17 protein-coding genes are annotated in these 12,404 nt (G+C 58.7%); 5 read left to right on the top strand and 12 right to left on the bottom strand.

Annotation, left to right across the window (positions count from 1 at the left end):
- Window positions 1-77: 77 nt before the first annotated feature.
- On the top strand, window positions 78-968 hold the full coding sequence (locus QRN85_RS22980) for a LysR family transcriptional regulator (protein ID WP_284760251.1): 891 nt from the start codon (window positions 78-80) through the stop codon (window positions 966-968).
- A gap of 2 nt (window positions 969-970) precedes the next feature.
- Here QRN85_RS22980 and QRN85_RS22985 read toward each other — a convergent pair whose 3' ends face one another.
- The 4 genes from QRN85_RS22985 to QRN85_RS23000 all read right to left on the bottom strand — a co-directional run bounded on the left by QRN85_RS22985 (window position 971) and on the right by QRN85_RS23000 (window position 4,014).
- A complete protein-coding gene (locus QRN85_RS22985) occupies window positions 971-1,414 on the bottom strand; it encodes a GNAT family N-acetyltransferase (protein ID WP_113098446.1) in 444 nt (147 codons plus the stop codon).
- Entirely contained in the window at window positions 1,414-2,349 is a 936-nt protein-coding gene (locus QRN85_RS22990) for an aldo/keto reductase (RefSeq protein WP_284760253.1), read from the bottom strand. The genes QRN85_RS22985 and QRN85_RS22990 overlap by 1 nt, the downstream gene beginning before the upstream one ends.
- Before the next feature lie 112 nt (window positions 2,350-2,461).
- A complete protein-coding gene (locus QRN85_RS22995) occupies window positions 2,462-3,457 on the bottom strand; it encodes a GlxA family transcriptional regulator (RefSeq protein WP_284760254.1) in 996 nt (331 codons plus the stop codon).
- Window positions 3,454-4,014, bottom strand: a complete 561-nt coding sequence (locus QRN85_RS23000; protein ID WP_284760255.1) for an isochorismatase family protein — start codon at window positions 4,012-4,014, stop codon at window positions 3,454-3,456. The genes QRN85_RS22995 and QRN85_RS23000 overlap by 4 nt, the downstream gene beginning before the upstream one ends.
- 182 nt (window positions 4,015-4,196) lie before the next feature.
- Between QRN85_RS23000 and QRN85_RS23005 the strand changes: the two genes are divergently transcribed.
- A complete protein-coding gene (locus QRN85_RS23005; protein WP_284760256.1) occupies window positions 4,197-5,183 on the top strand; it encodes a Gfo/Idh/MocA family protein in 987 nt (328 codons plus the stop codon).
- Between the two features lie 9 nt (window positions 5,184-5,192).
- Here QRN85_RS23005 and QRN85_RS23010 read toward each other — a convergent pair whose 3' ends face one another.
- Window positions 5,193-5,561 carry a hypothetical protein gene (locus QRN85_RS23010; protein WP_284760257.1) on the bottom strand — a complete coding sequence of 123 codons (369 nt, stop codon included), beginning with the start codon at window positions 5,559-5,561 and terminating at the stop codon, window positions 5,193-5,195.
- 64 nt (window positions 5,562-5,625) lie between these two features.
- Window positions 5,626-5,856, bottom strand: coding sequence for a hypothetical protein (locus QRN85_RS23015; RefSeq protein WP_284760259.1), 231 nt, complete (start codon window positions 5,854-5,856; stop codon window positions 5,626-5,628).
- A gap of 197 nt (window positions 5,857-6,053) precedes the next feature.
- Here QRN85_RS23015 and xseA point away from each other — a divergent pair, with 197 nt between their 5' ends.
- Window positions 6,054-7,652 (top strand): exodeoxyribonuclease VII large subunit, encoded by a 1,599-nt coding sequence (gene xseA / locus QRN85_RS23020; protein ID WP_284760260.1) that lies wholly within the window; start codon window positions 6,054-6,056, stop codon window positions 7,650-7,652.
- Window positions 7,653-7,697: 45 nt separating this feature from the next.
- On the opposite strand, the gene QRN85_RS23025 is transcribed toward xseA, so the two are convergent.
- The gene (locus QRN85_RS23025; RefSeq protein WP_284760309.1) at window positions 7,698-8,198 is read right to left on the bottom strand and encodes a MarR family winged helix-turn-helix transcriptional regulator; all 501 of its coding nucleotides are present in this window, start codon (window positions 8,196-8,198) and stop codon (window positions 7,698-7,700) included.
- 83 nt (window positions 8,199-8,281) lie between these two features.
- Between QRN85_RS23025 and QRN85_RS23030 the strand changes: the two genes are divergently transcribed.
- Complete coding sequence (locus QRN85_RS23030; protein ID WP_284760261.1) at window positions 8,282-9,145, top strand: EamA family transporter; 864 nt, start codon at window positions 8,282-8,284, stop codon at window positions 9,143-9,145.
- A 6-nt stretch (window positions 9,146-9,151) separates the two neighbouring features.
- Here QRN85_RS23030 and QRN85_RS23035 read toward each other — a convergent pair whose 3' ends face one another.
- From QRN85_RS23035 to QRN85_RS23045, 3 genes are all read right to left on the bottom strand, one after another.
- Window positions 9,152-10,390, bottom strand: coding sequence for an aminopeptidase (locus tag QRN85_RS23035; RefSeq protein ID WP_284760262.1), 1,239 nt, complete (start codon window positions 10,388-10,390; stop codon window positions 9,152-9,154).
- 74 nt (window positions 10,391-10,464) lie between these two features.
- Window positions 10,465-10,941 carry a Cys-tRNA(Pro) deacylase gene (ybaK, locus tag QRN85_RS23040; protein ID WP_284760263.1) on the bottom strand — a complete coding sequence of 159 codons (477 nt, stop codon included), beginning with the start codon at window positions 10,939-10,941 and terminating at the stop codon, window positions 10,465-10,467.
- An 8-nt stretch (window positions 10,942-10,949) separates the two neighbouring features.
- On the bottom strand, window positions 10,950-11,297 hold the full coding sequence (locus QRN85_RS23045; protein WP_284760265.1) for an ArsC family reductase: 348 nt from the start codon (window positions 11,295-11,297) through the stop codon (window positions 10,950-10,952).
- Window positions 11,298-11,492: 195 nt separating this feature from the next.
- On the opposite strand from QRN85_RS23045, the gene QRN85_RS23050 reads away from it, so the two are divergent.
- A complete protein-coding gene (locus QRN85_RS23050; RefSeq protein ID WP_162928006.1) occupies window positions 11,493-11,660 on the top strand; it encodes a hypothetical protein in 168 nt (55 codons plus the stop codon).
- Window positions 11,661-11,742: 82 nt separating this feature from the next.
- Here the strand turns inward: QRN85_RS23050 and QRN85_RS23055 are convergent, their stop codons facing one another.
- The gene (locus tag QRN85_RS23055; protein WP_113092104.1) at window positions 11,743-12,132 is read right to left on the bottom strand and encodes a type II toxin-antitoxin system VapC family toxin; all 390 of its coding nucleotides are present in this window, start codon (window positions 12,130-12,132) and stop codon (window positions 11,743-11,745) included.
- Window positions 12,119-12,394 carry an AbrB/MazE/SpoVT family DNA-binding domain-containing protein gene (locus QRN85_RS23060; protein WP_284760266.1) on the bottom strand — a complete coding sequence of 92 codons (276 nt, stop codon included), beginning with the start codon at window positions 12,392-12,394 and terminating at the stop codon, window positions 12,119-12,121. The genes QRN85_RS23055 and QRN85_RS23060 overlap by 14 nt, the downstream gene beginning before the upstream one ends.
- Window positions 12,395-12,404: the final 10 nt, after the last annotated feature.

Here is a 12,404-nt window from a genome sequence, read left to right on the forward strand (position 1 = left end):
GTACAAACAGGATACGCCTTCAAGACGGCAAAAATAATCGCTGGCTTTCGTGTTGGCTTGTTCTATCATTTAGAACAATGAACCGTGTGCAACTCTCCCAACTCGCCGTCCTCGCCACTGTGGCTGAAAGTCTGAGCTTCCGAAAGGCAGCGGCAGAGCTGGGCATTGCGCCCTCTGCCGTCAGTCATGCCATCTCTGCCTTAGAACTCAGCCTTGGTCTGCGGCTGCTTCACCGCACAACCCGCAGCGTCTCTCCCACACAGGAAGGCAGGCGCCTCCTCGAAACGCTGGCGCCGGCGCTGGCCGATATCGATGCCGTCATCGGTGCACTGGCAGAGCATGGCGGGCGCCCCGCAGGTCCTTTGCGCATCACCATGCCGCGCCTGGCCGCGCAGGATGTCATCATGCCCAAGCTCGGTGCCTTTCTCAGCCGCTATCCGGACATAGCACTTGAGATTTCCACGGATGATCGTTTCGAAGATATTGTCGCCAAGGGCTTCGATGCCGGTTTGCGGCTGGGTGAAAATCTGGAGGCGGATATGATTGCCGTGCGCGCCAGCGGAAACTGGCGCGGCGCCATCGTCGGTTCGCCTCTTTATTTCGAAACAAACCCGGCACCACAGCACCCACGCGATCTGATGCAACATCGCTGTATCAGACGGCGTTTCTCCAGTGGCCTGATCTATCGCTGGGAACTGGAGAAGGATGGCAAGCCGTTGGTTGTCGATGTACAGGGCCCGCTGGTCCTGTCCGATCAAAGCCTCATTCGTGCCGCAGCACTGGATGGTGCCGGACTTGCCTTCGTGTTCGAACAGGGCATCGAAGAGGATGTGAAGGCCGGGCGTCTGGTGCAGGTGCTCAAGGACTGGTGCGCACCATTCGATGGCTTCTACATCTATTACCCCTCACGCCGGCAGATGCGACCGGCGTTGAGGGCTTTCGTGGATTTTTTCCGCGTCAAGTCCTGAGGTCAGAACTTGATTCTGTATCGGATGTGGCCATCGCTGGAAACATAGCTGTCATAGAGCTTTCGCGCCCGCTCATTGTCCTCGTTCGTATGCCAGTAAAGACGCGACCACCCCTTTTCCCGGCAGATGGAAATCAGATCGTCGATGAGGGCGCGGCCAATGCCCCGGCCACGGATGTTGGCGTCGATGAACAGGTCTTCCAGATAGCAATCCGGCGTCTTGACCCAGGTCGAGTCGTGGAAATGGTGGATGGCAAAGCCAACGACGTTTCCATCCTGTATTGCCAGACGCGCGCTGACACGGGATGCCGGGTCGATGATGCGCGCCCATGTGTGGGCGGTCACATCCTCGGCCAGATCGACGTTATAGAATGCCAGATAATCATTCCACAGCTTCAACCATGCGTCCTGGTCGTCGCTGCGGGCATCGCGAATGCTCAAATCCATTATGCGCCAGCCTTGTCCAGAAGGGTCACCATGTCGTCCGTCAGTTTCAAATCCACAGCCCGCTTGAAGCTCTCAAGCTGGGAAAGGCTGGTTGCGCTCGCAATAGGTGCCGTCACGGACTTCTTCGCCAGCAGCCATGCCAGCGCAATATCGGCAAGCTTCGCGCCGGTCTCTGCCGCAATCGTGTCCATCACGCCAAGAATGGCCAAGCCACGTGCATTGACATAATCTCCAACGCGGTAGGATCGCGCCACGCCCTCGGTGTCTGCCTTGCTGCGGTATTTACCGGTGAGGAACCCGGCGGCCAGGCTGTAGTAATTGATGACGCCGATGTCCTCCTTTGCCGTTAACTCGGCAAGCGGACCTTCAAATCTTTCGCGGGTGTAGAGATTGTATTCGGGCTGCACCACATCAAAGCGGGCAAGTCCGGTAGCTTCGGAAGCATCCAGTGCCGCCTTCAATTCCGGCGCATCGTAGTTGGAGCAGCCGATGGCGCGCACCTTGCCCTGTTCCTTCAGCTTCGTGAAGGCACCAAGCGTTTCCTCGATTGGCGTTTCCGGGTCCGGCTTGTGGGCAAGATAGAGGTCGATATAATCGGTCTGCAGGCGTCTTAGCGAAGCATCGACCGCATCGGCAATCCGCTGGGCTTTCAGTCCCTTGTCATATCCGACCTTGGAAACGATGATCGCCTTGTCACGCGAAACGCTGCCGCGCCTAAGCCATTTGCCGATAATGGTTTCCGACTCGCCACCTTCGTGGCCTGGCACCCAGGCCGAATAGACATCGGCGGTATCGATGGTGTTGAAGCCGGAATCGAAGAACGCGTCCAGCAGCTGGAAGGAAGTGTTTTCATCCGCAGTCCAGCCAAAGACGTTTCCGCCAAAAACGATTGGGGCGATGGAAAGGCCGGTTCGGCCAAGCGCGCGTTTCTCCACGGGCAGTACTCCCTTTGTTGTTCCGTTGGATATCAGCAGTAGCAAGCGCGGGACGGCATAACCATTGAATTTACGTGATGTCGAGCCGACGCCTGCGTGATGGAAACGACATTCAGGAGGAAAGGGTTCGATAGGAACTTGGCGGCTGTGCATGATGCTGCTGCCACACACGCCGCATGTGGCGGGCAGAGGCAAAGCCGCACCGTTCTGCCACGGCTTCCATGTCGAGCCGGGAATTGGTGAGAATGTCCCGGGCGAGATTGACGCGCATCAGGTTGATATAATCAACGACGCTGACACCTGCATGGTCCTTGAACAGCCGTGAAAGATGGCGCTCGCTCAATCCCGCAACGCGGGCAAGCCGTTCCAGAGACCATTCTGCGGAAGGATCGGCCACGATGGCATCCTGCGCTTTGTGGACCGAGGGGTGAATATGGTTGCGGCCTGAAAGCCATGGTGAAATCTGCGGGTCCTTGGCAGCCCGCCTGATATAGATGACCATGGTCTGTGCGATATGGGCGGCAGTTGCAGGGCTGGTCAGCCCCGATACGATGTGCAGCAGCAGGTCGATGCCTGTCGAGATTCCAGCGCTGGAAAATCGTTTGCGATCCTCCACGAACAACCGGTTGTCGCGCACGTCGGCCAGCGGAGACAATCTGCGCAGTTGCGAAATGCAGTCGGTATGCGTGGTGCACTGGTAACCATCGAACAGGCCTGCCTGCGCGGCGATCAGGGCACCGGAACAGATGGAAACGAGCGTCATGTCATCACGGGCAACGCGCCGCAGCCATTCGGCAAGCAGCCGTCGTTCCCGCGCAGGCTCTGCATCCCCGCGCTCCGCAAGTGCCCCTCCGCATATCATGACCATGGCATTGGCAGGCAAGGCGTCAGGCAGGGGTGTCAGACCAGACAGCGACAGTCCGATGGTCGTTGTCTGCGTCTCGCCGACCGAGAGATAGGTGAGGTCGAACCGGACCTCATCCTGAAACTCGTTGGCATAGCGCAGCACCTCCACCGGCCCTGCGACATCCATCAGCAACGTCCTTGGCGGCAAGACCACGAAGACTGGAATGATCCTGTCGCGCAAGGCGTCGCTCACATCTGTCATCCGGCGTTCTCCAGCGTCTTCAATGCTTCATCGACGGTTACGATGCGCGCAAAACGACCCGCCAGCACCAGTTCCGTGCGGGTTGCGATATCCTCTGCGGAAAAGACTTTTCCGGACGCGTGGGTCATGGGAAAGGTCAGCGTTGCCTCGGTTACGAAATCGACGCTGTAACCCATATCGGAGCCCTGCCGCGTGGTGGTTTCGCAGCACTGTTCTGTCCTGATGCCGGAGACGATGAGCCGGTTGATCCCGTGGCTGGTCAACCACACGTCAAGCCCCGTGCCGACGAAGGCCGAATGGCGGTTCTTGCGAAAGGTTACACTGGGATCGATTGCGAGCCCCTCGATGGCCCGGATAAAGCCGCTGTCTTCGCCAAAGGCGCGGTCGCCGTCGACATGAAAGATCTGAACGACCGGTATCTGAGCCGCTTTGGCGCCATCGATCAGTTTCTGCTGGGCAGAAAGATAGGCTGGCAGGGTCTTCTCATCGAAATAGGGCGCGTGACGGAAGGATTCCTGCGCATCTATCACCAGCAGTGCCGTGTTCGAATGGGACATTTTCTGTATCTCCTGATTTCAATGGATACAGTTTTTAGCATTTGGTTGGAAGGCGAAAGACACGAGCCTGCCGAGTATGGGACATATCCAGCCACGGTGTAGTCAGCACATGAGCGGCTTTGTGCCCATTGCCAGCCATCTCAGGCATGGTAAGGTGCCCGCCGCTACAATGGGAGATAGGCATGTTACGTTTTGGTATTCTGTCGACGGCAAAGATTGGCCGCGAACTCGTTATTCCGGCCATTCAGGACGCGGAAAATGCCGTTGTCACCGCCATCGCCAGCCGCGATCTGGCAAAGGCGCGGGCGCTTGCCGACCGGTTCTCCGTTCCCCATGCCTTCGGTTCCTACGAGGAGATGCTGGCTTCCGATGCAATCGACGCGGTCTATATTCCGCTGCCGACGTCGAAGCATGTGGAGTGGTCGATCAAGGCCGCCAATGCGGGCAAGCACGTCCTGTGCGAAAAGCCAATCGCGCTCAAGGCTGATGAGATCGACGGTTTGATAGAGGCCAGAGATCGCAACAAGGTGCTGGTATCGGAAGCCTATATGGTCACCTATGCGCCGGTGTGGCTGAAGGTCCGCGAACTTCTTGCCTCCGGTGCCATCGGCACGTTGAAGCACGTGCAGGGTGCCTTCACCTATTTCAACCGCGACCCTTCCAACATGCGCAATATTCCGGAACTCGGAGGCGGCGCGCTGCCGGATATCGGCGTCTACCCGACCATTACAACCCGGTTTGCCACGGGCAAGGAACCGCAGCGCGTTCAGGCAACGGTGGAGCGCGATCCGGATTTCGGCACCGATATCTATGCCAGCGTCAGGGCAGACTTTGGCGACTTCGAACTCAGCTTCTATATTTCTACGCAGCTTGCCGGGCGTCAGTTGATGGTGCTGCACGGAACGAAGGGCTATATCGAAGTGAAGTCCCCGTTCAACGCAGACCGCTGGGGCGCAGAAGAGGTGGAACTGACCAGTCAGGATCACGGCCAGTCACAGATTTTCCGCTTTCAGGACAGCCGCCAGTATCGGCGGGAAATCGAAGCTTTTGCCGCAGCGGCCAGCGGAAAGGGCGGGGAGGTCGTTACCCTGGAAAGCTCCAGGAACAGCCAGCGGTTCATCGATGCCATCTACCGCGCAGCCGAGCAGGACGGCTGGGAGAAGGTCTAGCCCACCCTCTCAAGTCCCGGAACCCATGGCCTTTGCCGCTCGGGCATATCCGAATGCGGCAAAGGCCAGACTGGCGATAGCGCCCGCAACAAAGGCGATCGGCCAGTGAACGGCTGGATTTCTGATGATGATGAGGCTGGACACCGCCAGGCTCACGGCAAGGCTGATGAAGCTGACAGCAAGCGCAGAAAAAAGTGATATTGAACTTGGCCGACCAAGATAGAATAGGGCAGTCGCAAGCGCTGCGTAGGAAAGCGCAGCACTCAGGGTTCTCGCAAGCACTGCCCCAAAACCATAATGTGCAATGAAAACGTAGGAGAGCGCTCCATCCAGCGCAGTCAACGCGCAGAAAAGAAAAAGCGGGTTAATAGCTTTCAAACGGGATCATCCTCGCGGTAAGGCAAGCTGGCCAGTCAGGGCCGCGAAGATGCAATATCCTCGTTCAGACCAGTTTTAGCCTCATCACCGCTAGCATGGCAGCAAAGCCACCGGCAATCCCGAGATTATAACCGGCAAGTGCGATGAGAAGCGACAGGACCGGCACTCCCGATGCCGAAACCATTGCCGAAACTGCAAATATGCCTGTAATCGTAACACCAATCAGCGCCAGCGCTGACATGGACCGTAAAGCCAGCGCGGCAACGCCGAGCGAGATTCCTAGAAAAAATACCATGATGCCGCTCCTCCTCCTGAGGGCTTGAGGAAAGGCATCGTCATCCCCAAAAACCCTTATTCTCCTCCAAGGCATGCACTCTCAACGATGGACAGTATCAGATTGTTGCAATTTTGTGAAATTCATTCGACCAAAAATTGTCAACTCAGTGTTATCGGCGCGAGTTGCAAATCACGGACCATAGGGTAGAAACGGGCATGAGCGATATTTTCAGCCAGCCCCTCACCAATCTTGCCGAATTTTCCGTGTCGGAACTGTCCGGTTCCATCAAGCGGACAGTCGAGACCGCCTTCGATCAGGTGCGGGTGCGCGGGGAAATCTCCGGTTATCGGGGGCAGCACACATCGGGACATGCCTATTTCTCGTTGAAGGACGACCGTGCCCGTATCGATGCCGTTATCTGGAAAGGCAGCTTTTCCAAGCTGAAATTCCGCCCTGAAGAGGGCATGGAAGTGATCGCGACCGGCAAGATCACCACCTTCCCAGGCTCGTCCAAATACCAGATCGTGATTGAAAGCCTGGAGCCCGCCGGTGCAGGCGCGCTGATGGCGTTGCTGGAAGAGCGCCGCCGCAAGCTGGCGGCGGAAGGCCTGTTCGATCAGGCCCGCAAGCGCCGACTGCCTTACATGCCAAGGGTCATCGGCGTCGTCACCTCACCCACAGGGGCTGTCATCCGGGATATTCTCCACCGCATTTCCGATCGTTTCCCGGTGCATGTGCTCGTTTGGCCGGTCAAGGTACAGGGCGAGGGCTCGGGCGAAGAGGTGGCGAATGCCATCAGAGGCTTCAACGCGCTTGAAGCCGGCGGCGAGATTCCGCGTCCTGACGTGCTGATCGTGGCGCGCGGCGGCGGAAGTCTGGAGGATCTCTGGAGCTTTAACGACGAGATTGTCGTTCGGGCCGCAGCCGAAAGCCAGATCCCGCTGATATCCGCTGTCGGTCACGAGACCGATACGACCCTGATCGACCATGCCGCCGATGTGCGCGCGCCCACGCCAACAGGGGCGGCGGAAATGGCCGTGCCGGTTCGCGCGGATCTGGAAGCCCAGCTTGCCGGTCTTTCCGCGCGTCTTTCCGGCTCAATGTCGCGCCAGATGGATAATCGCCGCCAGGGTGTAAGGGCGCTGGTTCGCGCACTGCCTTCGCTCGATCAATTGCTGGCTCTTCCACGCCGTCGTTTCGATGAGGCAGCCAGCGGCCTCGGTCGTGGGCTGGAGTTGAACACGCTCAACAAGCGCCGCAGCTTTGAGCGCACCGCATCCGGCCTGCGTCCAGACGTTCTGGCGCACGGTCTCAAGCAGCAGCGACAACGCATTCAGGAACGTATGCAGCGTGCCGAGGGTCTGGTGGAGCGTCGACTTCTGCAGGCGCAGTCGCGCGTATCATCGTCGGACTCGTCCCTGCGCGCTTTGCCCGCCCGCCTTCTCGGCCAGCTGGAACGGCAGAAGGAGAGGGTTGCCGGCGCCATCCGCCGTACGGATACCGCGGTCCTGCACCGCATGGCGCAGAACCGTTCCGGCATCGCCGCCCATGATCGCATCCTGCAATCCCTGTCCTACAAGAATGTGCTCAAGCGCGGCTATGCGGTCATTCGCGATGAGGATAACCGCCCGCTGACCCGCGCTGCCGCAGTCGTATCAGGTGCTGTGGTGTCGATGGAGTTCGCCGATGGGCGCGTGTCTGCCGTAGCGGGTGGTGCCGATGCCTCACCCCCGGAAGGCCCCGCGCCCGCGCCTAAAAAGAAGCCCGCTAAACCGGCCTCATCCGGTCCGGTTGATCAGGGTACTCTCTTTTAAGGCATAAACAGGCGACGGCAGGCGTTGCACAGAGAGCCGCGTGCCTCATTCGAAATCTGATAGAAACACCTTCAGCAGCCGGTCAAATTCCCGTCTGTCAGCTTCGCTCACGCCCGCAAGCAGCTCATTCTGCCTGGCGACATGCGCCGTCACGGCTTCGTCGACAATGGCAAAGCCCTTGTCGGTGAGGGCTATCAGCACGCTGCGCCGGTCCTGCGGATTGTTGATCCGCTCCACAAGGCCCGCCTTTTCCAGCTGGTCGATGCGGTTGGTCATCGTGCCGGAACTGACCATGGTCATGGCCAGCAGTTCCCCGGGAGAGAGCTGGTAGGGCGCTCCTGCGCGCCGCAACGTCGCCATCACATCGAAAGCTGAAATCGAAAGGCCATGTTGCATCAGCACGGCCTCGATCTCGCGGCCAAGATGGGTCGTCAGCCGGTGAAGCCGGCCAATGATACCCATCGGCTCAACGTTGAGCTCGGGTCTTTCCCGCCCCCACTGGGCCAGAATTTTGTCGACGTGGTCAGGAGAGGCATCTTTGGTCATGGCGACAAGGGATACCATTATTTGTCTTGACGTCAAGATAAACTGTCATATGGTGCAGATATCTTGACATCGAGAATCTTGAAATGAAGAAAAACCTAAATTACCTTGCCGACGTCGCCATGACCGGGCTTGCCCCAGCCGTCTGGGGCAGCACCTATTATGTCACGACGCAGTTTCTGCCGCAGGGTTATCCCATGCATGTCGCCATGCTCAGGGCCTTGCCAGCGGGCTTGCTGCTGCTGCTTCTCGTGCGCCAGCTGCCAACAGGCATCTGGTGGGGTCGCACCTTCATCCTTGCGGCGCTCAACTTCGCCTTCTTCTGGGTGATGCTGTTTGTTGCCGCATATCGCCTGCCGGGTGGTGTGGCGGCGACCGTGGGCGCGGTGCAGCCCTTGATCGTGATCGGGCTGTCGCGCATTTATCTCGGGCGGCCCATCCGCGCGCTCACGGTCTTGGCCGGTGTCGTCGGTATCGTGGGTGTAGCGTTTCTGGTGATGACGCCGCAGGCCGCGCTCGACCCGGTGGGCGTTGCGGCGGCTTTCGCCGGTGCAGTCTCCATGGCCTTTGGCACGGTTCTAGCGCGCAAATGGCAGCCGCCGGTCTCAAGCCTTACCTTCACGGCGTGGCAGCTGGCAGCCGGTGGATTGATGCTTGTGCCGGTCGCCCTGTTTTTCGAGCCTGCCTTGCCGCCCCTTACCTCTGTAAACCTGCTCGGACTTGCCTATCTCGGCCTGTTTGGTGCTGCCTTGACCTATCTCTTGTGGTTTCGCGGTCTGGCCCGCATAGAGCCCTCGGTTGCGGCCTCGCTCGGCTTCCTCAGCCCGGTCACGGCAACGCTCCTCGGCTGGCTGGCGCTGGGTCAAAACCTCTCGCCAGCGCAGATTGCCGGTTTTGTCATGGTGCTATCAAGCGTCTGGCTCAGCCAGAAGAGCCAGGCGCCGAAATAGCTTTCATCAGGCCCATTCGCCCTTGCGCATCACAGGCACCTTCGAACCATCGGCTCTGACACCGTCAATATCGACCTTGTCGGAGCCGATCATCCAGTCGATGTGAATCAGGCTGGAATTGCCGCCCTGCGCCTTGATCTGGTCCTGCGTCAACGTCGCGCCATCGATAAAGCACTTGGAATAGCACTGTCCCAACGCGATGTGGCAGGATGCATTTTCATCGAACAGCGTGTTGTAAAACAGAATGCCGCTGGCAGAGATCGGCGAGGAATGCGGCACCAGTGCCACTTCGCCGAGGCGTCGTGCGCCTTCATCCGTGTCCAGAACCTTGTTCAGCACGGCCTCACCCTTGGATGCCTTGGCTTCCACGATGCGGCCTGCCTCGAACGTTACCCTGATGTCGTCGATCAACGTACCCTGATGCGACAGCGGCTTGGTGCTGGAAACATAGCCATCCACCCGCAGCGCGTGCGGCGTGGTAAAGACTTCCTCGGTCGGAATATTCGGGTTGCAGGTCACGCCATTCTTGGCTGCGGATGCGCCGCCATGCCATTCGTGATTGTCCGCAAGACCAATCGTCACATCCGTGCCGGGGCCGGTGAAATGCAGCGCGGCGAAACGCTCGCCGTTCAGCCAGGAGGAACGCTTGGCAAGATTGGCATTGTGCTCAGCCCATGCCGCCACGGGGTCGGCGACATCGACGCGCGACGCCGCAAAGATCGCATCCGCCAGCTTCCTGACCGCTTCGTCCTCGGGAATGCCGGGGAACACCTGCTTCGCCCAGGAAGGGTTCGGATAGGAAATGATGTTCCAGTTGATGTCGAAGTTGGAAATCTTCTCCAGCGCCGGTTTGTAGGCCGTGGAATTGGCCTTGTTGGCGCGGGCAACCTTAGAAGCGTCCTCATTGGCCAGCAGCATGGGGTTGTCGCCGGAAATGGCAAGCCGCGCGGCACCATTGGCATAGGCCTTCGCCATGCCTTCATAGAGCCAGCCGGATGCCCGGTCGAAATTCGCGTCGCTTGCGTGCCTGTATCGGGCAAGCGTCGTTTCCTCGTCGGAATAGAAGGTGGTGACCAGACCGCCGCCTGCCATATAGGCGTGCTTGGTCAGGAAACGCACCAGCGGCAGCGCGGCAAGCGGCGCCGTGATGACCAGATCCTGATCCTTCTGCAATTGCAGCCCGACCTTGACGGCGACTTCGGCCAGCTTTTCGAGTTTGACGGGATCGATGGGAGAAACTGTCATGATGCGCCTTCACATGTCTTCATTGCGAGGCGCAAAACATAGCCCATTCGTCGCGAAAGCCAACCGTCTTTGTGCTATTCGGCAACCAGGGGAGCGGCGACGGCTTTCAGAACGACCTGCGCATCCCTAGGCGAAAGCCGCACCTGCAGTCCCCGCTGGCCGCCATTCATGTAAACTTCGTCATGGCTGAGAGACTGTATCTCGATGGCTGTCGGCACCTGCTTCTTCTGGCCGAAGGGGCTTATGCCGCCGACGTGATAACCGGTTGCGCGTTCGGCATCTGCCGGTTTCATCATTTGCGCAGACTTGCCGCCAAAGGCCGCCGCCAGTTTCTTCATGCTCACCTCGCGGTCGGATGGTACGACCACGCAAACCGCCTTGCCATCCACCTCGGCCATGAGCGTTTTTAAAACCAGATGCGGCTCGGCGCCAATGGCTTGCGCCGCCTGCAGGCCGATGCGGTCGGCGTTCGGATCGTACTCATAGGTCACGGCGGTAAAGACGATACCGACCTTGCTGAGCATCTGTGTCGCGCGGGTGGTCTTCGACATGGCAGATCTCAGCGAAACAGGGCCGCATAGGTTTCCGGCCTGAACCCGACGGTGATCTTGCCCTTCGCCTCCAGCACCGGCCGCTTGATCATCGATGGTTGTGCCAGCATCAGCGCAATCGCCTTGTCGCGGTCGAGATTCGTCTTCTGCTCATCTTCGAGTTTCTTGAAGGTCGTCCCGGCCCGGTTCAGCACGGTCTCCCAGCCTGCTGCATCGCACCATGCGTTCAGATGCCCGTCATCGATACCGGCTGTCTTGTAATCATGAAACTGATAATCGATGCCCTCGGCCTCCAGCCATGTGCGAGCCTTCTTCATCGTGTCGCAATTCTTGATGCCGTAGATAGTGATCGTCATGAACCAGCCCCTGATGGAAGACCACCGGAATAGCAAACTCTGGCCGGAATTCAAACAGCCCCTTAGCTATGCAAATTTGCATGGTCTGTCATCTGAATGAGTTCGAGCTAACCTGCATGGCTCGCTTGCTGTATCATGAGTTGTAGAATTGCCCGGGAATGCTCATATTCTAAGCAACACAAAGGAGAAACGCACATGCGTAACGTTGCCAAGACATCCCGTAACTTCATCGGCGAAACCTTTGCCGTTTTCGGCGCAGCTCTTGCCGTTTCCGCTGCTGTTCGTGCACATCGCAAGCCAGCTGGTGCTGACCTTGACGCTCTGGGCATCGACCGCAAGGCTTTCGACAAGGTACAGCTCTAAGTCTGATATCGACGCTGGCGAGGCATGATGGCCTCGCCTTGGCATGAGGCGGATTCCGCCTGTGCTTACACGCCAGAGCGCTTCAGGCCTCGACGACGTGCTTAATGCCTGCCGCCTGAGCGGCCCTTATGAACTTGCGATCAAACGTGACAAATCTCTCGTAGTGAGCAGTTCTGACAAGATGCAGAGCATCGCCAAAATCCATCGATTTTTCTGTTAAGTCCAGCGCCTCTGCGATGCAGTCTGCGTCCTCGACGCTGACGGTCGGTAGCCCGCAAAACGCGCGGAGTGCGCCAACCGCTTGTATGCGGCTAAATCCATAGGCGCTTCGCAAAACCCATTCGGTTTCCAGTGCCACTGTCACGGCCACAAACACCAACTGTCCATCAACGATGGTGCGGGCAAGGACAGACTGCTCAGGGTGATCCCCCGTCAGGTAGCGGACAACGACGTTGGTATCAATCGCGATCATGATGTCTGTGCGCTTCAGCCAATATGGCCTCATCCATTTCTTCCAACGTCTTTGGCTTTCCCCTGAACGGTAGCATTCCGAACACGTCTTCCGATGTCGTCGGTGCAAAGGCGGGAGCGCGCTTCAGCAGGACGCCGTCAGCGGTTTCCTCGACCGTCAAACGCGTTCCAGCCCGCCAGTCGCGATGCTGGCGTATGGTTTTGGGGAGAATGACCTGTCCTTTGGTGGAGACAGTGGTGGTCAGTTTTTCCGGCTGCGGCATCATATCCACC

It is taken from the genome of Agrobacterium sp. fls2-241-TYG-188a (assembly GCF_030209845.1).